Below are 24968 nucleotides of genomic sequence, written 5' to 3'. Positions count from 1 at the left end.
CTATTCCAGCGATTTCAATGTTGGTAAAAGCAGATCTTTCTCAGATAATTCAAACAAATCGGAAGACAACTGCCAATCTATATTAATATCTGCATCATTATAAATGAGACCGCCCTCAGCTGCCTTATTGTAATAGTTATCACATTTGTAAAAAAAGGTAGCGGTTTCACTTAACACCACAAAACCATGGGCAAAGCCCCGTGGAATAAACAACTGCTTGCCATTTTCAGCCGTTAATTCAACAGCCACATGCTCGCCATAAGTAGGAGAGTCTTTACGTATATCTACCGCAACATCCAGCACCTTCCCGGTTAATGCGCGAACAAGTTTAGCCTGTGCAGCATCTCCTTTTTGAAAGTGGAGTCCACGTAAAACTCCTTTCGATGAAAAAGATTGATTATCCTGTACAAAAGAAACATCCCAACCTGTTTGGTCAGCAAATTTTTGTCTGTTGAAGCTCTCAAAAAAATATCCCCTGCTATCATGAAATACAGTATCATGAATAATAAAACAACCATCCAGTTTTGTTTTTTCCGCCTTCATAATCTTTTTAAAATATACTATCTGTCCAGATATTGTTTTTCATAATATTGCTGATAAGCACCTGATGTTACATTTTTCAGCCATGCCTCATTTTCTAGGTACCAGTCAATGGTAGCACTCAGGCCTTCTTCAAAAGTAACAGATGGCTTCCACCCCAACTCCTTATTGATTTTTGAGGCATCAATAGCATATCTGAGGTCATGCCCTGGCCTGTCTTTCACATAAGAAATCAGCTGCTCACTATTTCCAGCCTCTCGGCCCAGCTTTACATCCATTTGTTTACACAATAGTTTCACCAGATCAATATTCTTCCATTCATTAAAACCACCCACATTGTAACTGTCATGGTTTTTTCCCTGATGAAATACTACATCAATAGCTCTGGCATGGTCTATTACGTATAACCAGTCCCGCGTATTATCTCCTTTTCCGTATACCGGTAAAGGCTTATTGTTGATGATGTTATTAATAAACAGGGGAATCAGCTTCTCTGGAAAGTGATTGGGGCCATAGTTATTGGAACAGTTAGTTATTACATAACCTAATCCATATGTTTCACCATATGCTCTCACAAAATGATCCGAGCCTGCTTTGCTTGCAGAATAGGGAGAATTGGGAGAATAAGGAGTCGTTTCTGTAAAAAAGCCGGAGTCACCCAATGTGCCGAAAACTTCATCTGTAGAAACATGATGAAATCTATGATTTTGATAATCGCCTTTCCAGGCTTCCTTCGCTACATTTAGTAAGTTAACAGTTCCAATGATGTTAGTATACACGAAATCAAGAGGAGAAAGAATAGACCTGTCTACATGTGACTCTGCTGCCAAGTGAATAATATCAGTAATTTCATGTTTTTTGAAAATATCAGCCAAAGCAGCTGCATCCAGAATATCAGCCTTTTCAAATTTGTAATTTGTAGCATTTTCTATATCACTCAAATTTTCCAGATTCCCCGCATAGGTTAAAGCATCCAGGTTCACTATTGCGTAATCAGGATAACGATTTACAAACAAACGAACCACATGTGAGCCTATAAAACCAGCTCCTCCGGTAATCAATATTTTCTTTGACATTAAACGTTATTTAAAATAAACAGCTACGGGAAACTAAAGAATAAACTTACTAGTAAAGTACACATCCACCACACACCTTCATTTTTAATAGTACTAGTTGACGAAGATAGGGTAAGGAAATTCATGAACAAATACAATAATTTTGCAATTTATAAAAAACTGACTTAAAATACCTTTTGTGGCAAATCCCTAAACATTTTATATGTAAGTGAACTTTGGGGGAAAACTACTACCCACACGGTCAGGAACATAATTTTGAAATCTACTGCAAGACTTTTATGGCTATTATACCACATTTCCAAAGCACCCTTATAAGGAGCAATTACTTTTTCATAAAACTCATGGGGCGGCAATGAGGAAGCTGAAATGAGGGCTTCCTCATCTCTGAAAACTACAGATCCTATTCCTGTAATACCAGGTCTGGAATTGTAAACCTGGTATCTGATATTCTCCGGATAAGCATCAAAAGTTCGGGTAACCAGCGGGCGAGGCCCTACCAAACTCATATCTCCCTTAATTACATTGATGATTTGAGGCAGCTCATTAATTTTTGTCATCCTCAAAAACTTTCCCATAGGCAACAAACGGGGATCGTTACGCAAAGTGATGCTTCCCGTTCCTATGTTAGGACTATTTTTGAGCATTGTTGCAAATTTCAAAATATCGAAATTCTCATTCCTGAACCCAATCCTCCTTTGCCTGTAAAAGATATAGCCCTCCCCTGTACACCGTAACAAAATGATAATGGGTATTAACAAAGGAGATAGAATAATAATCAGCAGGATTGCCACAAACAAATCAATAACCCTTTTAATAAAAAGATACATACTTTTCCTTTACATTTTTTGGTCTAAATTCAAACCAGTTTCAATATGTTTAAACCCCGGCAATAAACTTGTCAGTAATGTCACAACATTTTGTTTATTAGCATCCCTCGCAAACAATTGCTCTATTTCTGAAACCACTGCATCAATTTCTGCCCTGCTTTGTCTTTCCCTGTTTTTAATTACACCCAGAGAAGCATACTTATCCCATAATGGCTTTTCTTTTTCTGTATAAAACTCTTCGAATAATTTTTCGCCGGAGGTTTCGCTATTAAAAAGATACACGGGATATTTATTCTCCGCAATAAGCGGCGTTGCCAGCCGGGCCTCTTCTTCGGTTTTGCATAAGATTATCTGACACCCAAACTGTTGTAAAAAAGGGTCAATGATAGAAGCAAAGCTGGTCAAGTCCTCTTCAGGCGATAATCTGGGAAAGAAAATATCGCCTGTTTCTCCCAGTATACATGACAACAGACATATTTCGCCAGATTCTTTAGGAGACACAAAGAAACGCTTTACATCTGCCGGACATGATAAAGGCTGCCGTTTAGCAACCCGCTCAATAAAACCAGCCAATAAACTGCCATTAGAAAATGCGACATTGGCAAATCGGGCGGTAGTGATTTTCAAATCTCTTGAATAGGCCATAATCATCTCCTCCATCAACTTCTTACTAGCCCCCATTATATTTACAGGGTTGGCAGCCTTATCCGTTGATACACAGAAGAAATGCCTGGGCGGATGTTGAACCAACAGATCAAGAAGGCTTTTGGCATTGATGACATTATTTTCAATCATTGCTTCAATAGAAAAAATATCTTTTTCACTTCTTACATGCTTATGTGCAGCAAAGTTAGCAACGATGTCAAAGGGTCCTTCATTAGCAAATATTTTATTAAAAACTTTGTCGGAGAAATTGATAGGATAGGATTTGAAATCAGAAGGTAGCAGAAAGCCGGACTCGCTACGACAATCTCTTACAAATTCAGTTAGTCCATTTTCATTGATGTCCACAACCACCAGCTTGGCGGGCTTAAAAGGTAAAGCTGCTTTTACAAAGTTAGAACCGATAGTGCCAGCAGCGCCAATTACCAACATGGATGCTCCTTCAATAGCTGCCTGAAGAGCCTCTCTGTTTGCCTGCATATCATTTGCAAATAGACTAACCGGTCTTTTTATTACAAACTTTGCGACAAATTCATCTAAATGAAAATTATTAAACATCTATATAATTTTATAATTATTCAACACACTTGTTGGCTTCCAGTTGATAGCCTGCTTTATTTTCTGGTTAGAAAAGGTAAGCGTTTTAATGATTTTATTCAGCTTTTCAGAATTGATGGGAGCAACCGGCCCCAGTAAATCACCAACCATGGAAGCTATCCGAATGGGCAATAAGGGCATTGTTCTAATACGCTTGTTCAATTGTCGGGCAATCACCTCTTCCAGTTCTTTAAAGGAAGGATGATCATCATCTGTAATATTGTAAATGCCACCGACTTTTACTAAATCCGGAATTACAGCTGCTATATCCTCTGCCATAACAATGCTTTTACGGGCTTCGCCTTTCCCGATACGGAAATATCGGTTACCATCTATAGCTTGTACCATTGCACCCAGATTGCCAGGCGCATTTGCACCCGCAATCAACGGAGGACGTAAAATAACCAGTGTAATATCGTTATCCTTGCACCAGGAAATTAAGTATTCCTCTGCAGCGATTTTACTTAAGGCATAGGGTGTGCTCCCATTCAGGGCTACATCTTCCGAAATAAAATTTCCTTCTGAAATACCATAAACAGCTACAGTACTTATAAAAACAAAAGCATAGGGCAATTTTCCACCTTTTTCCAATGCTCTACAAAGATGAATAGTGCCCTGTAAATTAACATCAAAAAACTGTTCTTCTTCCCACTGTTCTTTCGGAATCGAATGCGCTTTGCCTGCTGCATGCACAACTACATCAAAGCTATCTCCTTGCAGCCCGGTAAATTCGTTTACAATATCTAATCTGATACTGTTGCTATCAGCTCTTCCTAAAGAATCAACATGCATTCCCTCCCCACACCATCTGTTCAGCATGTGCTTCCCTAAAAAGCCTGAAGCGCCTGTAAGAAGTATGTTATTCATATACACTACTCCTTTTTTAAAAGCTGATTATATAAAAATACTACGTCATCTATCATTTTAGATAGCGTAAAATACGCTTCATAGCGTTTTCTTGCCTGAGCACTCAACACCTTGTAATGATCATCATTTGCCAGAATTTGTATCACGGCTTCTGCAAGTGCCCGCTCATCCCTGATAGACACAGTAATACCCGTTTCTCCATTCTGATTTACCCAATCCACACCTGAACCAGGTATCCTGGTTGATACAATAGGCTTACCATAAGCCATTGCCTCTACCTGAACAATGGCATAGGCTTCTGTTTTAAATATAGAACTTAAAGCAAATACATCACATTGCCTGAATAGATTGGTCTTTACTTTATCGGAAACTTTCCCCAAAAGCTGCACTTTGTCATCCAGTTTGTTTTCCGCAATTAGTAGTTCTATTTTTTTTCTTTCATTTCCTTCACCCGCAATGATAATTACAATATTGTCCGGCAAATACTTAGCCGCCTTCACCAGATACTCATATCCCTTATAATAAGCCAGCCTGCCTAAAGAAAAAACAATTTTCTTTCCCGTATATCTATCTCTGATATTGCAGCCTTCCTCTTCGTGCAAATGATCATCTACATCTATTCCAATAGGTAGTATTTTAATTTTATGCGCATGTCGCTGAAGAGCCACCGAACCTGCTGCATAGTTAGGAGAAGTAACAATGATTATATCAACTCTATTCAAAAGCCATCTTTGTATAGGACTGAAAAAAAACAACATTAACTTCTGCCTTAAAATATCGCTATGCCAATGTAGCACTATATGTGCTTTCGGATTCACCAGCAGCAAGGCAAGCGCAGACATGGGATCAGGAGCATGAATATGAATAATGTCATATTCCTTCCTGATTTTTTTAAGCAAATAAATGATGTTAAGAGAAAGTAAGGTAGAAAAGGCTTTTACAATCAGCTTTGCACGGTATACGATCCCGCCATTAACGCCATTTTCTTTTTTAAACTCCCGTTTGTCATTAACACCCAATGCATCACAATAAACCCCCTTTTTATTCAATCCTTCACACAGTAATTGAATAACAACTTCTACACCTCCTAAATTGGCAGGGGGATAAGCTTTACCTAACTGCAATATTTTCATCTCTTATTTCCATTAAACCGATAATGCAAAATTCTTTTCATCAAGGCAGCAGCTAATATAAAACGGTACTTCAACCTATAGACTATGGAGTTAGAACTGACTCCACCCGATGGTGAAATATTATCACTATGCCTTCTGTAAAACACCAACTGCTTCTTCAAAAAAAGTACAGAATAATAATATTCAGCCAGCATCCCTATCCAAATATCGTGTGGTACCGCCTTTGCCGGCAATGGGAAAGCCTGCTTCAGCAATTCACTTCTAAAAGCCATACAACATCCCAGGTAGGAATTCCTTTTCATGTTTTTTATAATTCCCGGGCCGGAATGATTCATTGAAAAGTAAGAATGCTGTATAACCTCACCCTGCTCGTTAACAATGCTGCAATCATTGATCACCAGGACATGTGTACTTAAATGTGGCAATGTTTTCTCTATTCTGTCCGGCGCCCAAATATCATCCTGATCAGATAAGTAAATGACATCTCCGGTTGATTCATTTATAGCATTGTAAAAATTGAGAGAAACTTTATGAAAAGGATATTTCTTATCTGCAGTCTTCTCCTTCCTATGTAGAACAACCCTTATACGATCATCATTGAATTTTGTTACCATTTCAATTGTCCTATCACTAGAACCATCATCAGAAATAATTACTTCATCCTCTGCCCGCAATTGTTGCAGAATAGATTGCAATTGTTCTTCAATATATTTATCTCCATTGTATGTAGCTATGCAAACTGAAATCTTCATTCCTCTTTTAATTAGGTTCTGCTTCTACTTTACCGTAAATGATAAACTTGTTAAAAACAAAGCCCATCCAAATGAGCATTGTATTAAAGTAGTTCACAAACATGCCCATTATTAAGCAAAACATAATAATGCCAAACTTAACAACCCCTTCGCTATACTTGCCTTTATACTGCTTGTAATATCTGACAGACAAAAAAGCATACAATGCATTTAAAATAACAGTTCCCAGCAATCCATAGTCGAGATAGGGATCTATCACATACGTTCCAACGTTCTTCTCAGAATCCAATTCCTCTTTCTTTTCAATAACCCCGGTTTTTTCTAATAGAAAAAGAGAAAGCAACGGTCTGAACGTATAAATACCGTAACCTGTATAGTTGTTGTTGTCTTTATAAATAACCATATTATCCAGAGCAGTAAAACGCTTCGATGAATATTCTGTAAATGTAGATTCTACCAATGATACATTCTCATTGTCTATACCAGCCACCAGCCTCATAAAATGGGAAAACGAATCTGTAGTATCAGAATTAAACTTGAGGTAGCCCATAAACAAAAACATAAAAACAATGGCAATTCCGGTTCTGAGCAGCTTTCGGAAATTAACTCTGTTGTAAAACATATAGGCCAACAAAAAACAAATACCTCCTAACAGATACAACTGGCGGCTGAGATAATTCAACAAAATAAAGAAGGTTACCGCATTTAAAAGATACATTCGCTTCTTAGACATATCGCCCTGTTTATATAGCAAATATCCCCATGTAGGTACAAAAGCACATAACACAATAAAATAATGCAGAAAAGGGATCAGTTTAGCATTCGTTTCTATATATACATCCTGTGAAGTGATATTTAATATAGGAATATACCCAAACAATGCACATTCAGCTAGGAAGGTACAAAAGGCAGCCACCACAACTCCTGTTAAAATATTCCTGCGAACTCTGGAAGTAAAACGCATAACTGCCACCGGCACTACTTTATAATCTACTAATGCAAAACATACATAGGTTAAAATGGATAGATTTAAGATAAGCCTGGTTTTAAAATAATATTCACTTTGTGTATTGGCAAAGCGTACAAAACTGTAGGATAGCAAAAAAATAAATATGCTGTATACAGATAGTGGGTTAATGAAGTCGCCAAACCGAAGAATAGAAATAGCAAAAACCATTACCGCAAAACAATAGTAGCCCGAAAAATAATAAATCTGGTCTACCGGCACTTCTAACTGAATTAACCTTGCAGCAATGATGGCGCCTGCCAGTAATATGATAAAAAAGCTTTTAAAGCTTCTGACCATTAACTCATTTACCATTTTTAATTCGATATCTAAAAAAATGAGTGTAATATAAATTCAGAAAGTACATCTCCCGGAACTGCAGTGTAAGCTTAAGCGCTCTTAAAGCTGTCCAGAAAGCAACCAATGTTGTTTTTCCTGTATAATAGCCATACCATCTGCCGCCTTCACAGTATTGCACAAAGCGACGGGTAATGATGGCTTTGTCAGCCGTATGACTGGAAAGTGTATGCGATACTACTGCATCTATCAATACATATGACTGATAGATCTCTTTTAACCTGGAAATAAAATAATGATCCGAAAAATCAAGTCTGATGGCTTCGTTATATCCTCCTACACGTTTCCATGCCTCCAGGCTAACGCACATCCCACTATTGAATATGGAAATGTTTTTAAAAGAGTTAACACCAGGAGTTATTTCTTTTAAAGTAGAGCCTTTTTCTAAAACATATCTGCAAGGTGATATAATGTTACCATTTTGCTTTAACACCGGTACAAAAAGAACCTGACCGGTAAACTGCTGGATGCTTTCTCTTAATTTTGAAAAAAAACAATCGGGAAGTGCAGAATCCTGATCCAACAAAAGCACCCACTTCTTTTTCAATTTTTCAGCTAATGTGGCACCTGCATTATAAGCTTTACTAATTCCAACATTAGAAACATCTGACACATAATGACAGTTCATTCCTTTCATGCTCTCTAATGCTCCATCAGTCTCAGGACTATTATCATATACAAATACATCCAACTCAACATTGCTGTCGGTTTGAAATTTTAATAACGCCTGAAAGGTTGCCGACTCTTTAAGCCGGACTTTATATAATACCAGTATAATTAATATATCCTGCACTAATCCTAAAGTTTAAACAAGTCAAGAAGCCGCCTTACGGGTGTTAATAATAATTTGCCTAGCCTATATTCCTTGGAATATGCGAGGTTTACATATTCAAACGAATACATAGGATTAAAAAAATGCTCCGCAAACAGTTCTCTATGGTTATTATAAATTTGATAGCGTAGTCGCTGTTGCTGGTCTATTGACATAGCATTGTTTCTCGACTGCCTTCTTAACCTGTAATAAAATAACACTTCATTTATCCGATGTACACGCCCTCCCTCCTTTAGCATCTTAAGCCAGAAGTCCCAGTCTTCAAGTCCTTCCCGCATATTGCTGTCAAATCCGCCTGTTCGCTCAAAATCGAGTTTCCGAAACATGGAAGTACAAACAAGCAGGTTCTGCCCCATCAAATGTTCCAGCGAATATTCCGGCAAGTGATACGGTCGATTCCTTCTTCCAAAAAAATGAACAAGGGTGGTAACTACCATCACCGTATCATCTTCTTCTAACACCCTCACAGCCTTTTCCAGATACGAAGGGGCTATTTTATCATCACCATCTAAAGGCAAAATATATTTACCTGTAGCCATTCTGATAGCAGTGTTTCTGGCATTTGCCACACCGCCGTTAGGAATATGTACTATTGTAGTTTTAGGCCAGCTTTTCCCCTTTAATATCTGTTGAGTGTACAAATCTGTAGATCCATCATCCACCACAATGATCTGGAAATTTGTAAATGTTTGTTCTAACACACTTTTAACTGTTTCATCAATATATCTCCCTTGATTATAGCAGGGAATTATAACAGAAACCAATGGCTCCCCCATTCAATACCTGTTTAGTTTGATTGTAAATATTTGCGCACCTTCACAAATAGCTTCCACTTGATATACTTCAGCTTTGAAATAACACCATAACGCCGTTTAATAGCTAACTCTTCCAGGAACCCAACTTCAGAATCAGAAATTCCTCCGCGCCGAAAATTGGCTAACAATTGCGTAACAAAAACAAACCGGGCGCCTGCTTTTCTCGCTCTTTGCATAAATTCATAATCAGCAGCCGAACGGTACATCGTGTCGAAGTGGCCTATTGAATCGTATAAACTTTTTTTTACAAAACAGGTGGGATGTTCAATCATTCCATTAGACAAAAAAGTATGATAATGTCCCACCACAGAGTCAGGCTTATCTCCTTCACCTATAAACCGTAATAAGCCATGAAAAACATCTCCTCCCTTACAAAGCAGATATTCCTTTACAACACATTCAACCGCATTTTTCTCGTACCAGTCATCACTATTAATAATGCCAATCAGTTCGCCTTTAGCCATTGCCAGCGCCTTATTAAAGGCATAATATATACCGCCATCTTTCTCACTTATCCAGTAAGCAATGTCAGAAGAATACTTTTTTATAATATCTACAGTACCATCACTAGACCCCCCGTCAATAACTATATATTCAATGTTCTTATAAGTTTGTTCACAAACCGACTGCAAAGTTTGTTCTAAGGTTTTTTCACTATTATAAACAACAGTAATAATAGAAACTAATGGTTCTGTTAACATACAACGTTTCTGTTTTCTGTAGTAATAATCTTATATATATCTGTTAGTCTGCAATCCCATGTATGCGACTCAGTTACAGCCTGGTAGTTTTTTTCAATCAAAGGAATATATTGGTCATAATTGTTTAACACCTCCACAATCTGCTCAGCATATCTTCCCTCTTCTATTTCTATTATCGGGCAATAATTAAACAACTCTTTCATTTCTTCCGGCAACACTCCCACAATCAGACATTTGGAAACCATAGACTGCAAATAACGCAATGTCATAGAAGAAATATCTTCCGCCCTTTCCGGATTAGTAATATTAGAAGGTACACAAACGGAAATTTTTGCCCTGCTTAGTGCATCAATAAAATCTGCTCTTGTTTGAAATACTACCTGCCCTTTCACTTTCTCATAAAGGTGTACCCTGCTTTCCAGTTCCAGTGCCGGAGCTATTGCATTATGATACATATCATATTTTCTACCAAACTCCAGTACATCAATATTTTTATCGTTGTAATTACGCCACTTGTATTCCTGTACATGAATCCCTTCCGGAATCCAGTAAGCGTTTATACCACTTGCCTGCTTATTAAAATACTCTGCGCTTTTATGAGATGAAAAAAAGATGGTTTTAATATTGAGCGCCTTACACGATTTTATAATGTATGGAAGAAAGCGGGGCCAGGCATCATACATATAAACATAATTGTCTCCTTTCCACCAATAAGCAGGAAATAACTTATCAAAAGAAGCACCCATCAACATAGCAAAACGAATGCGCTTACCACCAGATCGCCATCTGAAAGAGACTCCCAACTTCACCGCAATTTTCAGTAAATACAGCTTTATCCCGGTAGCTTTAGTGGTTCGAAAATTCACATGAAATCGTTGATCTGCTACAATCGTTTTTTCAAACTCATCAAAACAGTCATAGTAGCTCTCCGTAGCATCTGACTTAATGATATTAATTCTTTGCATCTGATGTGGTTTTGGCTCTCGCAATCCTGTACAAAGAAATATTGGAACGCGTGCTGTAGTAGGTCCAGAAAAAAGACAAAAAAACACCTCTCCAGCCATCTTTGTATCCTTTCTGAATAAAATAACATAATACAAACTGATAAAAGACATTATATAATACACCTGCCATTGATATACGCTGGCCCATTGTATATCTGTCCCGCCCATCATCCTTCAGATATTTAGCATGCTTTTTCAAAAATGATGGAATGTCATCCATCCAATAGTGATGCAATACATTCTTTCCTGTAGCATTTAGATGGAGTGAGGTATATCCTGGCAACAATCTACGTCCCAGATGGGTAATGGGTAATATTTCGTATCTGTTACGATTTATCAGTATCCCTTTTTCTTTGTTATGCCCCCAAACAGTACCCTTCAGCTTTTTATTGCTAAAATAAAATTGCCAGGGGACATATACATCTCCGATAGTATCGTGATTATTTATTTCCGGCAAACATTGTGTTAATTGCTGTATCAGTTCATGGCTCAATTCCTCATCCGGATCCAGCATAATCACCCAATCATTCTTAACCTGCTTTATCAGGTCTGTTTGAGTGTACTCACAGGAAGGGCCAAATGTTTTATACTCAAAAATCCGACAATTATAAGACCTGGCAATAGCTATTGAGTTGTCGGTAGAATCAAGATCAGCATATAATATCTCATCACAAAAAACCAACGACAGAAAGCACTTGTCAAGTTTTTTGCTTTCATTTCTACCTACAACCATCGCCGAAATCTTAATCTCTGACATAAGCTACTGAACGGACCTTTTAAATTTCTTAATAAACGGGTTGAGCGCAAAATGCTCCATTTTTATAATGATAACATCTTTAAAAACAAAACGTTGAATTACATAGTAAGCAATTCCACAAGCCGCAGCAGCTATTATAAATTGTAAACCGTAAGCAATGTGAAGATGCCCAACAGTATATACTATAGGTATAAACAACAGCGACGCCAGTAATGGCTTGAAAAAATTACTCATTTGAATAGTAATACCGTAAAACTTATGCGCAAAAAACATACTCATTAAAAGAACGGAAAACTCTGTTGCAGTAGTTGTAATAGCTGCACCCAGGTGATGGAAAGGCGGAATTAAAAGCAAGTTCATGGTAATGCTAATAAAAGCACTTATCACCAAAATAACCAACATGCTTTTCTCCTTATTGTCGGGAGTGAAAATCTGGAAGAAGAAGACACAATTGAGTGCTATAAAAATAACAATAGGAGCCATGGTATACACAAGGGCTATTGACGGCAGGAAAGAATTTCCGGATATAAGCCTTACTGTCCATGGTGCAGTTAAGGCAATCCCCATACATAAAGGCACACCTAATGCAAGCACGTAATGAAAGGAATTAGCAACGAAATACTTTACCTTCTCATAATCTTTCTGATGAAATGCTTCTGACATCTGTGGCACCAGTACTAAGCCTAATGCATTAATCATAGATATAGGCACTTTGGTGATTTTTATTGCAGAGGAATAAAAACCTACCGACTCTTTATTGCTGATCATTCCTAAAATAACATTATCCAGTAACACATATACACTCCCTATAACAGAACACGCCGTCAGAAATAATAAAGGACGAATATGTTGTTTCAGGTTAAGTCCCGAAACCATTAACCTGACATGAAACTTGAAAGACAAAGTAAAGTTGACAATCGCATTTAATAACTGCAAGCCAAAGAAAAGCGAGTAATAAATTACAACATCATTGCTGGATTTCACCAGTGCAAACAAGAGACAAACAAAAACCAGCCTCAGTAATAGCGTCCGCTTTGTAATAAAATCAAATTTTTCCTGGGCCTGATAAAACCACTCAATAATAAAAACGTTTCCCAGTAAAGTAAGTATGCCAATATAAAACAGTTTTACATTGACTTCTTTGTCTTTAAGTACGAAGAATAAAATAATATAAGCAACTACAAATACTGCAGTGGTAATCAAATGGAGAAAGATAAGCTCAGAGAAAAGCTTGCTCATTTTAACAACATCAGACTTCACTTTTGCAATCTCCCTGACACCATACAAAGGAATACCTACAGAAGCAAACAATATAAAATATTGGGTAAGGCTATCAATAAAGCTAACCTGGCCAATTCCACCAGGACCTAAAATTCTGGAAGCGTACGGAAAGGTAATTAAAGGGAATAAAACCTGAGATAAGGATAAAAGAGTATTGTAAACAATATTTTTTTTAATTGCAGACATATTATAACATTCAACAGGTTAAGCAATAACAGACTGCAATATTTTTCTCACTACCAGCACAACAGAAGCTAATATAGAAAATACAATTCCCAGGGACAATGCCATTTTCATTTTACTCATTCTTACTCTAGTCAAGGGTAGCCCAGGTTCGTCAATAATCTGATATAACGGCATTTCTCTTTGCAAGCTAATTTTAGCCACTTCAAGATTTTTAACGACTTCTACATAAGCTGCACTCAGCACCTGAGCCTGTATCTGGTTTTGTTGAATAGGAACACGTTGTACCTGTAATGCACTATTTAAATTAAAAGTCTGATCTGCTATGGATGCGGTGGAATAAATAGTCCCGGACAACCTGCCACGAAGACTGTCGGCCTCATGCTGTAGCATTTCCAGATTGTCTTTTGCTGTTTTTGTTTTGGTATCTATATACATTTTTGCAGCTTCCTGCACTACACTTTTTGTCAGATACACAGATATTATTTCATAAGGTGATGTAGTAGAAACTGAATAAAAACTTAGTTTCTTATCTACCTTGGAAATAAGAAGAAAATCTCTATTTAGGAAATCACACATCTCTCCAATAAGGCTATCCTGAATAGGCGTAATGTCAGTTGCTTTTTGTGAAAATGGCACAAGCGTTTTAATTCGCGGCACATTCTTCCATCTATTAAAAAATCCACCATCCTCTCCTATTACATTCAGCAACACATTCTTTCGTTCCGGCACTGTATAAAACAAGGCACCTTTAATGATTCGCTTTGATTTTAATAGTTCAAGTATATTTTCACCTTCAAATGCCCCGTTGCTTCCCCCTCCCCCTACATCAAATCCAAACTGGCCTGCAAGACTAGCTAGACCTCCTGACTGTTTTGAGCCTCCGGATAATACAAAAGTAAGAGTTCCCTTATAGGAAGGTTTTTTATTGAGTGCATATACAAATCCTATTACCGCCCCCATAAAACCAATAACACCAATTATCAGCCATTTGGAAAACAAATACTTTCTTATACTATTTATTTTCCCAAACAATTCTTTTAAAGACATCTCGCCGGGCTTCTCAGACATACCTATTGTATTAAACTTAATTCTTTACTTAGACAAATTGACAACGGCAATAACAACGCCCGCCAATGAAGCAAGTGCGCTGGCTATACCAATGGTTTCACCAGTAGAAAGTCCTTTCTTTTCACGCTTTTTAGGAACCACTACTTCTGCACCCGGCATTACTTTGGGAAAGTTCCTGAATCCTAAGAAATGTTTGGTAGTTGCTGCTTTACCATTGGGGTACAATACATAAATTTTTCCTCTTCTCGCATAATCGGATGTACCTCCGGCAGCTGACAGATAGTCTCTTACATTGTAACTTCTGTCAAAAGGAATTTGTGTTGGTACTAATACACTTCCGCTAATACGAACCTGAGCATCAAATTTGGGCACCACTAACTCATCTCCAGGCTTTAGCACTAAGTCTTCTGTAGATCCCGGGTGAGCCATAATGTACTCCATATTTAAAGGAATCTGGTCAAAGCTTCTATCTATATCTGTAAGAACAGCCTTGGTAGTGTCCTTCATATTAGTCTGAATCTTATTTACTTTTTCACGCTTAATATCTTTATCCATCTCAGAGTTAAATCTCTTTATGTACGATGCAGCAAGGTAAGCTTCTGGAGTAAAACCTCCCGCACGTTGCACGAGATCACTCACTTTTTCAGACCTGGCAGACATTACATAAGGTCCGGGATATTGCACTTGCCCACCTACATTTACGGATTGCAGCAACATGTAGCCCGGTTTTCTTCTGATTGTTACTACATCAAATGGCTTTAACTGCATATTATGAGAAGCAGCAGACAAGTCGTCTCCAGTAATGATCTCGAATATTTCGCTGGCCCGCTCATCCTGGGCTGTTAAAGTGTCTCTTTTTAACAAACGGGCAACCTCAACTCTCTTAGGTTGTGCTGCATCTGTAAGGCCACCAGCAAGAATCACTAGGTCTTTCAGTGATAAACTGTCAATAAACATGTACTCACCAGGTGCCCGTATTTCTCCCTGAATAGTAATTTTATATTCATCCCTTAAATCGAAAACAGAAGTGACAATCACTTCATCTTCACGCTTTAACTTCAGATTATGTGCCGGATCATTATTAAGTGCTAGCTTTACATCAAAAGGCAATAACTCTTTGGTCAGGTCTTCCTTAAGCCGTACCAGCTGTGCGCGGGCTACATATGCGTCTTCCTTTAAGCCATCAGCTTTCCGTATCAGATCAGCCACACTCATTCCAGCTGTTAATTCAAAATAGCCTTGACGAAAAACGGCCCCCGTAATGTTTACCCTGTTAGCAAACCGGCTTAAAAGCTTTGCTACCACAAATAGGTCCCCGGTTTGAGGAATATAGGATGCATATTCAGCGGCCTCAATATCTTTTACACTTTTTTCTCTGCTGGTTAACTGCGTTACTTTTACTGAGGCTCTGTATGCAGTGTCTGTAAAACCTGAGGCATATTGTAATAATGTGTCAAAAGTTTCCCCTGGTAGCAATTCAAATATACCTTGCCGTTTTACCTGTCCTTTCAGTTCAACTCTTTTTTTATACACCGGAATTCTGATAACGTCATTGTCTTTCAAACGCACATTGTCACTTTGATCACCATTGATCAGGAAGTGATACAAATCAACTTTGCGATCTACTTTATTATTCCTGATTAATTCAATTTCGCGATAGCTCCCAAAGTCCGCAGGTCCACCACATGCATATAAGGCATTAAAAACGGTAGACAAAGAAGATAGCGTATAATTACCCGGCCGGCTGCTACCAATAATAGTCACTCTGATACTTCTGATCCTTGATAAACTAACAGACAATTTAGAAGTGCCAGAACGTAAAGTTGGATAAACAGTACTACTCATGGCCTGTTTTATCCGTTGGGTAGCAGCTTCAATTGTCAATCCTAATAATTTTACCTGCCCAACGTTAGGGATATTGGCTACTCCTTCAGGAGAAATGGTAATATCCATGCTGGTTTCCTGCACTCCATACACTACTATCTGAATCTGATCATCCACTCCTAATTCATAATTCATAGGAGTGGCAATTTTCAAATTTGGTTCAAAACTCAGGGTTGCATTACTGAAAAGCTCAGAACCGAAAATGCGGGTATCAACAGGTTTGCCATCCTCTTTTTTAGCAGTAAACTCACTACTATTAGCCGAACGATCTGCACTTCCATTATTACTGGTGCTTTTGACAGAACCACTTGTAGTTCCTGGCGTTTGCAAACGTTGTTTTAGTTTATTAATCTCAGTAGCCGGCATCCCTTTTGCCAAAGCAATTTGCTCAGCCTGCTCAATGGTTAAACCTGACGATTGCAGTTGCTGAGAAAATTTAGCAATCTCAGCATCGGACAGCTGATCTGCCTTTACCTGGCTTAAATCATTCTTTTTTAACAGATCCTGAGCATTTACATAGCCTACGCCTGACAAAAAAGCACATAGCAATGCGATGCGTATACATTGTTTAATATTCATCATATTCCAACTAAAAGAGCAAAAATATAGGATAATGGTGTTGTCTAAGAACTATCTGAAATAGCTTCGCTACCTCAGTCACAGCAATATTATTGCCTGATAAGGTTTTTGACTCCAAATAGCTACATTCAAGAAGTGATACTATTCATTCAAAAGGGGGGACAAATGCAGCAGATATGAAATCGTCGCAAATATAGAGGGATTTTGGTATCTTGTTATCTTTTTTAGAAGGCTTTCTAAGCAGATGAAACAGAATGTTTTTGCCCATGAACAATCGTTATTATTCTCTTGATGTATTCCGCGGAGCCACTGTTGCTCTTATGATTCTTGTTAATAACCCTGGTTCATGGTCATATATTTATGCTCCTCTTGATCATGCTGCCTGGCATGGTTGTACCCCCACAGATCTGGTTTTTCCTTTTTTCCTTTTTGCAGTAGGAAATGCCATGTCATTTGTAATGCCCCGCTTTGAGCAGGTTGGCACTTCTATTTTTTTGAAAAAAGTAATCAAACGTACCTTATTGATCTTTGCTATAGGTCTTTTCTTAAACTGGAGCCCTTTTGTAAAATGGAATGAAGGACTACTCGTGGTTAAACCCTGGAATGAAATCCGGATTATGGGTGTACTGCAACGCATTGCCCTGTGTTACTTTTTAGCCAGTTTGATTGTGTATTTTGGAAAAACAAGAGGGGCATTTGTTACAGGAGCAATTTTTCTCATGACATATTGGTTTCTCTGTTTCTGGCTGAGCGCTTCAGGGAGTCCCTACAGTCTGGAAGGCTATTTTGGCACCCGCATTGATTTACAGCTTTTAGGCAGCAACCATATGTATAAAGGCGAAGGGGTTCCATTCGACCCTGAAGGATTAACCAGTACACTGCCCGCCATTGTTCAAGTTATTTTTGGCTACCTCGTTGGACAATATATTCAACAAAAAGGTAAAAGCTATGAGTTGCTTAGCAGGCTTTTTATCACAGCTGTATTACTTACATTAGCTGGTTTATGCTGGAGTACAGCCTTCCCGCTAAACAAAAAGATATGGACAAGCAGTTATGTATTATATACAACCGGGCTCGCTATATTTACGTTAACCACCCTTATTTTTCTAATAGAATTCAATAATTATAAAGGCGCTGCCACTCGTTTTTTTGATGTCTTTGGCAAAAATCCATTGTTCATTTTTGTATTAAGCGGCTTTTTACCACGCATCCTTAATCTCATCCGCATTGCCGACAGGATAAACGAAAATGGACATCCGGTATATTTATCCCCTTTCGGATGGTTTTACGAACATGTATGTAAGCCGGTTTCTCCCAACTTAAAAAATGGCTCACTGCTTTACGCTATTGTCATGATCGCCTTTTATTGGCTGATTGTATACCTGTTGGATAAAAAGAAGATTTACATTAAGGTTTAATACCTTCGCAACCGCTGAAGAATTAATCCTTATGCAAGGCACAAAGAAAATACTGTTATTATCTGTTGCCATAACAATGGCCAGTACCCTTTTTTCGCAATCTGATTATATAAGTCTGGGAACAAAACAATACCAGTTACTAGATCGATTGGATATTAAGCTGCGGAATGACTCTATATTGGGGTATACCACTACCAAACCCTATAACAGACAAAAAGTAACTGCCCGGATTGCTGAACTCGACTCTATCATACAAACAGGCACATCACTTCCGATTGATTTATCCAAAGTTGATCTGTATAACATAAAAAGGCTTTTACTCGACAACTCAGAATGGGCACCTGCCTATCTGGATTCTTTTCCCATCAAAAAACCTGTGTTTAAGACCTTTTATAAAGATCCTGGTCACATGTATGCCGTTAACAGCAAAGACTTCACTTTACGTGTTGACCCTTTATTAAATCTCCAGTATGGAAGTGCGAATGACGGCACCGGCAGTATATATGTGAACGCAAGAGGTATTAGTTTCAGAGGCACTATTGCTAATAAATTAGGCTTTTATGCTTCTGTACAGGAAACTCAGGAACTTGATCCTGGTTATGTGCGTGATTTTGAAGCAAAGTACCAGGCTGTACCTGGCCAAGGTTATTATAAACATACTGGCAGTAAGGCTTTCGATTACACTGACGCCCGGGGAGGTATTACTTTTAACAGCGGTAAACATTTTGATTTTGTGTTTGGCTTTGACAAGCTTTTTATTGGAAACGGTTTCCGCAGCCTGTTTTTAAGCGATTTCAGCAACAGCTACCTGTTTTTTAAGATTAATACACGTGTCTGGAAGTTTAATTACCAGAATATTTTTGCTGAACAAACGGCACCCTTCACCTATGCTTACGGAGACAATTTACGACCTAAAAAATATATGGCCGCCCATCATCTGAGTTTCCAGGCTGCTAAATGGATAAACATCGGCTTATTTGAAAGCATCTCATTTGGTCGCAGTAATGGATTTGCCTTAAGTTATCTTAACCCTGTTATCTTCTATCGGGAAATTGAACGTAATGAAGGTAGCCCCGACAAAGCCAGTGTAGGGTTAGATTTTAAGATTAATGCTTCTAAACGCACGCAATTTTATGGCCAACTTCTTATTAATGAATTGGTTATGAATGAGATACTTCACTATGGGCGCGGTGACTGGAGGAACAAACAAGCACTTCAGTTAGGAGTCAAATATATTGATGCGCTGGGAGTTAAAAACCTGGACCTGCAGGCTGAAGCAAACATTGTTCGTCCTTTTGTATATACCCATTATGATAGTGCTGGCTCTTTCACCCATTACAACCAACCATTAGCACATCCACTTGGAGCAAATTTCAAAGAATTTATATTACTGGCTAAATATCAGCCCCTTCCAAAGTTGTACTTACAAGGGAAAATCATTGCATACAAGCAAGGTCTGGATTCTGCTGGTTATAATTTCGGGTCCAATTTGTTCTTAAACTATGAAAGCAGGGTAAGAGACCAACAACTATTTATAGGCTCAGGCACTCCGGTTAATAGTGTAACATTAGGTTTTAACGCATCTTATGAAATTTTCGAAAACATGTTTGTGGATTTCAATAGCACATATCGTACTTATAATATTCAAAAACAAGAAAAAACCAATGTATTCTACTACACAATTGGTTTCCGCGTAAACCTCCAAAGGAGAGAATTTGATTTTTAGGTATATATGTTTGGTTGATAATACAAATGGTATTAATTTGCACACCGAATTATTCCCCCCCATTGGAATTTTAGTTCATATTTAAATGCCAACTGCATGGAGCAGCTAATCATTGGAGGGGTCATCGCTTTTATTGTTACATTTTATGCCATTCCTGTAACCATCCAGGTTGCAGAAGCAAAGAAACTGTTTGACGTTCCCGACGAAAGAAAAATACACAAAACACCTATTCCATCTTTGGGCGGTTTAGCTATGTTTGCCGGATTGATGATTGGTATGTTATTAACAGTAACAATCACTGAAAATCGTGCTTTTCAGTATTATCTGGTAGCATTTTTAATCATCTTCTTTCTGGGTCTGAAAGACGATATTGTTATTCTTTCTCCCATAAAAAAATTTATAGGTCAGGTATTTGTTGCGGCGATATTATGCTTTAAAGGCAATTTGCTGATAACAAGCATGCACGGCTTTCTGGGTTTAGGGCAATTGGATATTACAGCAAGCTATCTACTCACGTTTTTCACTATTATAGTTGTAATTAATGCCTTTAATCTCATAGACGGTATTGATGGATTGGCAGGCAGCCTGGGATTAGTAACCTGCACAGTATTTGGCGTCTACTTTTACCTGGCCCAGGACATGGCTCATGCCATCCTGGGATTTACAATGGCGGGAAGCATCATTGCCTTTTTGATCTACAACTACAATCCAGCTAAAATTTTCATGGGTGATACCGGCAGCATGTTACTGGGCGTTGTTAACGTAATACTTGTTATTCACTTTATTGAAGCAGCACCAAGCGCAAAGGCATTCCCAACAACTGCGTCACCGGCAATAGGTTTTGGTATACTGCTCCTACCTTTAATGGATACATTAAGGGTGTTTGCAATCCGCATAATAAACCGCCGCTCTCCATTTAGCCCGGACAGAAATCACCTGCATCATATATTATTAGAGCGTGGAATGGGGCATAAAGCCATTACATTTTCTATTGCCATAGCCAGTATTCTTCCTATCATCTTTTGTTTTACCCTACAACGCTATGGTTCAACATTGATCATAGCAAGTCTTATAGCATTTTTCTTTACTGGTATTGTGTTATTGAAGGTGGTGAAACCAAGACGCACCCGTATGAGAGTGGTTAAAACTTACAATTCGGGCCTGATAGAAAAAGAACAACAGTCCACTCATGCAATTAAACTGGTTCCTTTATACTTAAAAGATGAAGAACCTGCCATGGTAGAAGAAGAATAGTGGCAGATAGCGTATATCCTTAGCAAGGAAAGATAGCTTCTGCCTTTATAATACTTTCAGGTTTACCAACATCAATAAATTTACTTCCAGAGTGGTTAAAGGAGTAAATAGCATTTTTTTCAGCAAGAGACAAATACACCTCAACCATAGAAAACTTTCCCGTTTGTTGAATCATTGACAATAAACGGGGATGCATAATGTGTATTCCGCTAAATGCGAGTTGACATAAAGTAGTGTCATTCCTTGTTATCTTTCGCTCTCCCGTCTGCACATTTTCCCAACCACATAACTGTTGCTGCTCATTAAAAAGAAAGTAACGACTGGTGCTACGGCTGCTGGTAGCTAAAGTGGCAAGTCCATTTGTTTTATTATGCTGTTTTAACATGGCATCAATATCCATGTCTGTAAGAATATCCGCATTTAATACAACAAAGCTGGCCTCTTCATTACTAAAATACCAGGCAGCTTTTTTTAAACCGCCCCCGGTTTCAAGAACCGCATCTGTTTCATCAGAGATCGTAATGCTACTTCCCCAGCCATTATTAGCCTCAACTGCACTTATAATCTGATCAGCAAAATGATGAACATTTACAATTACATCCTTTATTCCATACTGTTGCAAATATTCAATATTCCTCTGTAACAAGGACTTTCCATTCACCAATGCCAGAGCTTTGGGATGTTTATCTGTCCAGGGCTTAAGGCGGGTGCCTAAGCCAGCTGCAAAAATCATTGCTTTCATAACGTTTTCACCCAGTTTTCGCAGTTGGTATGTTGCAATACCGTTTTCACTTTATACTTGTTACGTAAATGACGGGCAACCTGCTCAGCTGCATATACACTTCTATGTTGTCCGCCGGTACATCCAAAATTAATCATCAGACTCTCAAAGCCCCTGCTGATGTAGTCTTCAACACTAATATCAATGATGTCCTTTACACTATTTAAAAACTCATTCATCCGGGTACGTTGCTCCAGGAAATCCTGTACAGCTTTGTCCATACCGGATAGGGGTTTGTATTCTGTATAACGGCCAGGATTTAAGATCCCTCTGCAGTCAAACACAAATCCCCCCCCATTATCACTGACATCGACCGGAATTCCTTTTCGGTAAGAAAAGCTGTTCACTTTCACTACTAAAGGTGTACTTTCAGTAGCTGTCGCCGGCTCAAAACGGTTAATCATTTCATCCTGTACAATAATCCGCAGCACTTTGTCAAATTCCGGTAAGGAAATACCAATACGCTTATTTTCAACAAACCACTTTAAGTTGCGCAAAGCCAATGGTATACTAGCCAAAAAGTGTGCTTTGCGTTCAAAAAGGCCTCTGAATCCATATGCCCCCAATACCTGCAATAAACGAATAAGCACATAACCATTATACTGGCTTACAAACAAATCCCTGTCAATTGGCTTTTCCAGCAGGTTGTCTATTTCATCCATATAAAAGTCCAGCAAATAACTCTTCCATTCATCAGACAGCTCTGCTTTAGCCTGCCACAATAAAGAAGCAACATCATATTGTAGCGCCCCTTGCATACCTCCCTGATAGTCTATAAAGAAGACTTCGTCCTTGTTCACAATAATGTTCCTGCTTTGAAAATCACGGAACATAAAATACTTATACTCCGTTTTTGTCAGATAGGTGCTTAAGGCATCAAAATCATCCAACATTCCCTGCTTATCGTAGGGAAGCTTTAAAGTATCCAGGAAATAGTATTTACAATATAAGAGATCGCTCAATATTGCCTGTTTACCAAATTCCTTGGCAGTCAGGCAAAGAGAATAATCCAGTCCCTTGTGTCCTAAAATCTGAAATCTGGCTAATTGACTCAGACTTTTCTGAAATAGCTTGTATGCATAATCGCCATGCCCGTGCTGCTCCAACTTGTCTAATAGCGAGTTTACACCCAGATCCTGTTGTATATATATGGTTTTCTCTTCATTCCAGGCATAAATTGCCGGAACCGGCAAGCCAGCCTGTACAAAATGCTGACTAAACTGTATAAAAGTTTCGTTTTCCCTGATATTCAGGTTATAAGTAGCAATGAAAGACTCACTCTCTGTATAAATTCGAAAGTAGATACGGTCGCTACCTGACTGCGGCAATTTTTCAATGCGCCGTATCGACTGCCTATTAAATGAAGTGAACACCTCCTGAATGGTGTTTACTACTTGTTCCATACTTTAGATTTCGCGTAAAAATAATGGTTTCGAAAACAATCAGAAGATAATCTAACAGTTTAAATACCAAACAGGTTTAATGAGATTTTAAACTGATGAATTAACTCCATTTTATATATTTGGGAACAAACAAAATCACCCTGTATGTTTACACTAACATTTACCAAACAGGATTTTGTTTTTGTTGTAATGACGATTGTACTTTTCTATGCAGTTTTTAAAAGCTGAACATAGTAAATACAGGCCTGAGCAAAAAACAAATCCCCCCGCAACCATTAACTGTAAACCACCGCATTCAAAGAGGCTTATTACTATTATATATAGGAGTAAGCCTCTTTTTTTATGTCCCGCTTTTCCTGCTAACTTTACGTCATGTCCAATCCCAATTTACAGAACGAGAAAGGGGCTCAAAGTGCTGCAGAAAAGGAGTTTGAGAATAATATACGCCCCCAGGAAATTGAAGATTTTTCGGGGCAACCTCAGATTATCGAAAACCTGGTTATTTTCATAAAAGCGGCAAAACTTCGCGGAGAAGCCTTAGATCATGTATTATTTCATGGCCCTCCCGGCTTGGGTAAAACAACCCTTAGCCGCATTGTTGCCAATGAAATGGGAGTGAATATCAAAGAAACCTCCGGACCTGTTATTGAAAAACCAGCAGACCTGGCCGGACTTTTAACCAGTCTTGAGCCTAATGATGTGTTATTTATAGACGAAATTCACCGTTTGAGCACTGTGGTGGAAGAATACCTCTACGCCGCTATGGAAGATTTCAGGATTGACATTATGATTGATAGTGGCCCTAATGCCAGGAGTATTCAAATTAACCTGAATCCATTTACGTTGGTGGGCGCCACTACACGTAGCGGTTTATTAACAGCCCCCCTGCTTTCCCGCTTTGGCATAAAAAGCAGGTTGGAATATTATAATGCAGATACCCTGAAAAAAATTATAGAAAGAAGTGCCGCTATCCTGGACACGTTTATTTCCAAAGAAGCCGCTTCTGAAATTGCCCGTAGAAGCAGGGGCACCCCACGTATTGCCAACGGATTACTACGCAGGGTTCGCGACTTTGCACAGGTACTGAACGATGGAAAAATTGATTTAGAGATCACCCAACGTGCTTTGAAAGCCTTAAATGTAGATGAGCACGGCCTGGACGAGATGGACAACCGCATTTTGAATGTAATTATTGAAAAGTTCAAGGGAGGGCCAGTAGGTATTACCACTATAGCCACAGCTGTAGGAGAAGAGGCCGGAACGCTGGAGGAAGTATATGAACCGTTTTTAATCCAGGAAGGGTTTATACAACGTACGCCTCGGGGGAGGGAAGTGACTTTAAAAGCTTATAACCACCTGGACAAAAAGCCTTTTCGCAATAGTGGCCCTCAACAAGGCCTGTTTTAAAGACATTTGATCTCAAAAAAAGAGTGTACCTGTGTGAAACCAGATACACATAAG

22 protein-coding genes are annotated in these 24968 nt (G+C 38.5%); 4 read left to right on the top strand and 18 right to left on the bottom strand.

The window, feature by feature from the left end; genetic code table 11:
- From rfbC to FLA_RS30135, 16 genes are all read right to left on the bottom strand, one after another.
- Positions 1–543, bottom strand: coding sequence for a dTDP-4-dehydrorhamnose 3,5-epimerase (gene rfbC, locus FLA_RS30210; protein WP_076379730.1), 543 nt, complete (start codon positions 541–543; stop codon positions 1–3).
- Between the two features lie 17 nt (positions 544–560).
- A complete protein-coding gene (gene rfbB, locus FLA_RS30205; RefSeq protein WP_076379731.1) occupies positions 561–1616 on the bottom strand; it encodes a dTDP-glucose 4,6-dehydratase in 1056 nt (351 codons plus the stop codon).
- Positions 1617–1780: 164 nt separating this feature from the next.
- On the bottom strand, positions 1781–2443 hold the full coding sequence (locus FLA_RS30200; protein ID WP_197705841.1) for a sugar transferase: 663 nt from the start codon (positions 2441–2443) through the stop codon (positions 1781–1783).
- Between the two features lie 9 nt (positions 2444–2452).
- Positions 2453–3664 (bottom strand): polysaccharide biosynthesis protein, encoded by a 1212-nt coding sequence (locus FLA_RS30195; protein ID WP_076379732.1) that lies wholly within the window; start codon positions 3662–3664, stop codon positions 2453–2455.
- On the bottom strand, positions 3665–4570 hold the full coding sequence (locus FLA_RS30190) for an NAD-dependent epimerase/dehydratase family protein (protein WP_076379733.1): 906 nt from the start codon (positions 4568–4570) through the stop codon (positions 3665–3667).
- Positions 4571–4575: 5 nt separating this feature from the next.
- Positions 4576–5703: a glycosyltransferase gene (locus FLA_RS30185; protein WP_076379734.1), complete on the bottom strand. Its 1128-nt coding sequence runs from the start codon at positions 5701–5703 to the stop codon at positions 4576–4578.
- Positions 5700–6455, bottom strand: a complete 756-nt coding sequence (locus FLA_RS30180) for a glycosyltransferase (protein ID WP_076379735.1) — start codon at positions 6453–6455, stop codon at positions 5700–5702. Before FLA_RS30180 ends, FLA_RS30185 begins: the two co-directional genes overlap by 4 nt.
- Before the next feature lie 7 nt (positions 6456–6462).
- Positions 6463–7776 (bottom strand): O-antigen polymerase, encoded by a 1314-nt coding sequence (locus FLA_RS30175; RefSeq protein WP_076379736.1) that lies wholly within the window; start codon positions 7774–7776, stop codon positions 6463–6465.
- The gene (locus FLA_RS30170) at positions 7766–8611 is read right to left on the bottom strand and encodes a glycosyltransferase (RefSeq protein WP_076379737.1); all 846 of its coding nucleotides are present in this window, start codon (positions 8609–8611) and stop codon (positions 7766–7768) included. Before FLA_RS30170 ends, FLA_RS30175 begins: the two co-directional genes overlap by 11 nt.
- Positions 8612–8616: 5 nt before the next feature.
- Positions 8617–9426: a glycosyltransferase family 2 protein gene (locus FLA_RS30165; RefSeq protein ID WP_076379738.1), complete on the bottom strand. Its 810-nt coding sequence runs from the start codon at positions 9424–9426 to the stop codon at positions 8617–8619.
- A gap of 11 nt (positions 9427–9437) precedes the next feature.
- A complete protein-coding gene (locus FLA_RS30160) occupies positions 9438–10166 on the bottom strand; it encodes a glycosyltransferase family 2 protein (RefSeq protein ID WP_076379739.1) in 729 nt (242 codons plus the stop codon).
- Positions 10160–11131, bottom strand: coding sequence for a hypothetical protein (locus tag FLA_RS30155; protein ID WP_076379740.1), 972 nt, complete (start codon positions 11129–11131; stop codon positions 10160–10162). Before FLA_RS30155 ends, FLA_RS30160 begins: the two co-directional genes overlap by 7 nt.
- Complete coding sequence (locus FLA_RS30150) at positions 11118–11927, bottom strand: glycosyltransferase (protein ID WP_076379741.1); 810 nt, start codon at positions 11925–11927, stop codon at positions 11118–11120. Before FLA_RS30150 ends, FLA_RS30155 begins: the two co-directional genes overlap by 14 nt.
- 3 nt (positions 11928–11930) lie before the next feature.
- Positions 11931–13394 carry a flippase gene (locus FLA_RS30145; RefSeq protein ID WP_076379742.1) on the bottom strand — a complete coding sequence of 488 codons (1464 nt, stop codon included), beginning with the start codon at positions 13392–13394 and terminating at the stop codon, positions 11931–11933.
- Positions 13395–13412: 18 nt separating this feature from the next.
- Entirely contained in the window at positions 13413–14462 is a 1050-nt protein-coding gene (locus FLA_RS30140; RefSeq protein ID WP_076379743.1) for a GumC domain-containing protein, read from the bottom strand.
- A gap of 24 nt (positions 14463–14486) precedes the next feature.
- A complete protein-coding gene (locus FLA_RS30135) occupies positions 14487–16928 on the bottom strand; it encodes an SLBB domain-containing protein (protein ID WP_084206274.1) in 2442 nt (813 codons plus the stop codon).
- A 263-nt stretch (positions 16929–17191) separates the two neighbouring features.
- Here FLA_RS30135 and FLA_RS30130 point away from each other — a divergent pair, with 263 nt between their 5' ends.
- From FLA_RS30130 to FLA_RS30120, 3 genes are all read left to right on the top strand, one after another.
- Complete coding sequence (locus FLA_RS30130) at positions 17192–18343, top strand: acyltransferase family protein (RefSeq protein WP_076379852.1); 1152 nt, start codon at positions 17192–17194, stop codon at positions 18341–18343.
- A gap of 31 nt (positions 18344–18374) precedes the next feature.
- Complete coding sequence (locus FLA_RS30125; protein ID WP_076379744.1) at positions 18375–20069, top strand: hypothetical protein; 1695 nt, start codon at positions 18375–18377, stop codon at positions 20067–20069.
- Between the two features lie 96 nt (positions 20070–20165).
- On the top strand, positions 20166–21323 hold the full coding sequence (locus tag FLA_RS30120; protein WP_076379745.1) for an MraY family glycosyltransferase: 1158 nt from the start codon (positions 20166–20168) through the stop codon (positions 21321–21323).
- Positions 21324–21342: 19 nt separating this feature from the next.
- On the opposite strand, the gene FLA_RS30115 is transcribed toward FLA_RS30120, so the two are convergent.
- Positions 21343–22065, bottom strand: a complete 723-nt coding sequence (locus tag FLA_RS30115; RefSeq protein ID WP_076379746.1) for a nucleotidyltransferase family protein — start codon at positions 22063–22065, stop codon at positions 21343–21345.
- Positions 22062–23507 (bottom strand): RapZ C-terminal domain-containing protein, encoded by a 1446-nt coding sequence (locus tag FLA_RS30110; protein WP_076379747.1) that lies wholly within the window; start codon positions 23505–23507, stop codon positions 22062–22064. Before FLA_RS30110 ends, FLA_RS30115 begins: the two co-directional genes overlap by 4 nt.
- A 372-nt stretch (positions 23508–23879) precedes the next feature.
- Here FLA_RS30110 and ruvB point away from each other — a divergent pair, with 372 nt between their 5' ends.
- Entirely contained in the window at positions 23880–24914 is a 1035-nt protein-coding gene (gene ruvB / locus FLA_RS30105) for a Holliday junction branch migration DNA helicase RuvB (RefSeq protein WP_076379748.1), read from the top strand.
- The last annotated feature ends 54 nt before the right edge of the window (positions 24915–24968 follow it).

The sequence above is a fragment of the Filimonas lacunae genome (assembly GCF_002355595.1).
GTDB classification, from domain to species: Bacteria; Bacteroidota; Bacteroidia; order Chitinophagales; family Chitinophagaceae; genus Filimonas; species Filimonas lacunae.
The sequence above is the reverse complement of the archived record's forward strand: the minus strand, read 5'-3'. Positions and strand labels throughout refer to the sequence as shown.

Bases quoted from the DNA above. Each gene is read 5' to 3' on its own strand.
- FLA_RS30145 (WP_076379742.1), bottom strand. From the start codon at position 13,394: ATGTCTGCAATTAAAAAAAATATTGTTTACAATACTCTTTTATCCTTA.
- FLA_RS30190 (WP_076379733.1), bottom strand. From the start codon at position 4,570: ATGAATAACATACTTCTTACAGGCGCTTCAGGCTTTTTAGGGAAGCAC.
- rfbC (WP_076379730.1), bottom strand. From the start codon at position 543: ATGAAGGCGGAAAAAACAAAACTGGATGGTTGTTTTATTATTCATGAT.
- FLA_RS30135 (WP_084206274.1), bottom strand. From the start codon at position 16,928: ATGATGAATATTAAACAATGTATACGCATCGCATTGCTATGTGCTTTT.
- FLA_RS30185 (WP_076379734.1), bottom strand. From the start codon at position 5,703: ATGAAAATATTGCAGTTAGGTAAAGCTTATCCCCCTGCCAATTTAGGA.
- FLA_RS30125 (WP_076379744.1), top strand. From the start codon at position 18,375: ATGCAAGGCACAAAGAAAATACTGTTATTATCTGTTGCCATAACAATG.
- FLA_RS30110 (WP_076379747.1), bottom strand. From the start codon at position 23,507: ATGGAACAAGTAGTAAACACCATTCAGGAGGTGTTCACTTCATTTAAT.
- FLA_RS30200 (WP_197705841.1), bottom strand. From the start codon at position 2,443: ATGTATCTTTTTATTAAAAGGGTTATTGATTTGTTTGTGGCAATCCTG.
- FLA_RS30115 (WP_076379746.1), bottom strand. From the start codon at position 22,065: ATGAAAGCAATGATTTTTGCAGCTGGCTTAGGCACCCGCCTTAAGCCC.
- FLA_RS30180 (WP_076379735.1), bottom strand. From the start codon at position 6,455: ATGAAGATTTCAGTTTGCATAGCTACATACAATGGAGATAAATATATT.
- FLA_RS30155 (WP_076379740.1), bottom strand. From the start codon at position 11,131: ATGCAAAGAATTAATATCATTAAGTCAGATGCTACGGAGAGCTACTAT.
- FLA_RS30160 (WP_076379739.1), bottom strand. From the start codon at position 10,166: ATGTTAACAGAACCATTAGTTTCTATTATTACTGTTGTTTATAATAGT.
- FLA_RS30175 (WP_076379736.1), bottom strand. From the start codon at position 7,776: ATGGTAAATGAGTTAATGGTCAGAAGCTTTAAAAGCTTTTTTATCATA.
- FLA_RS30120 (WP_076379745.1), top strand. From the start codon at position 20,166: ATGGAGCAGCTAATCATTGGAGGGGTCATCGCTTTTATTGTTACATTT.
- rfbB (WP_076379731.1), bottom strand. From the start codon at position 1,616: ATGTCAAAGAAAATATTGATTACCGGAGGAGCTGGTTTTATAGGCTCA.
- FLA_RS30130 (WP_076379852.1), top strand. From the start codon at position 17,192: ATGAACAATCGTTATTATTCTCTTGATGTATTCCGCGGAGCCACTGTT.
- FLA_RS30140 (WP_076379743.1), bottom strand. From the start codon at position 14,462: ATGTCTGAGAAGCCCGGCGAGATGTCTTTAAAAGAATTGTTTGGGAAA.
- FLA_RS30165 (WP_076379738.1), bottom strand. From the start codon at position 9,426: ATGGGGGAGCCATTGGTTTCTGTTATAATTCCCTGCTATAATCAAGGG.
- ruvB (WP_076379748.1), top strand. From the start codon at position 23,880: ATGTCCAATCCCAATTTACAGAACGAGAAAGGGGCTCAAAGTGCTGCA.
- FLA_RS30195 (WP_076379732.1), bottom strand. From the start codon at position 3,664: ATGTTTAATAATTTTCATTTAGATGAATTTGTCGCAAAGTTTGTAATA.
- FLA_RS30150 (WP_076379741.1), bottom strand. From the start codon at position 11,927: ATGTCAGAGATTAAGATTTCGGCGATGGTTGTAGGTAGAAATGAAAGC.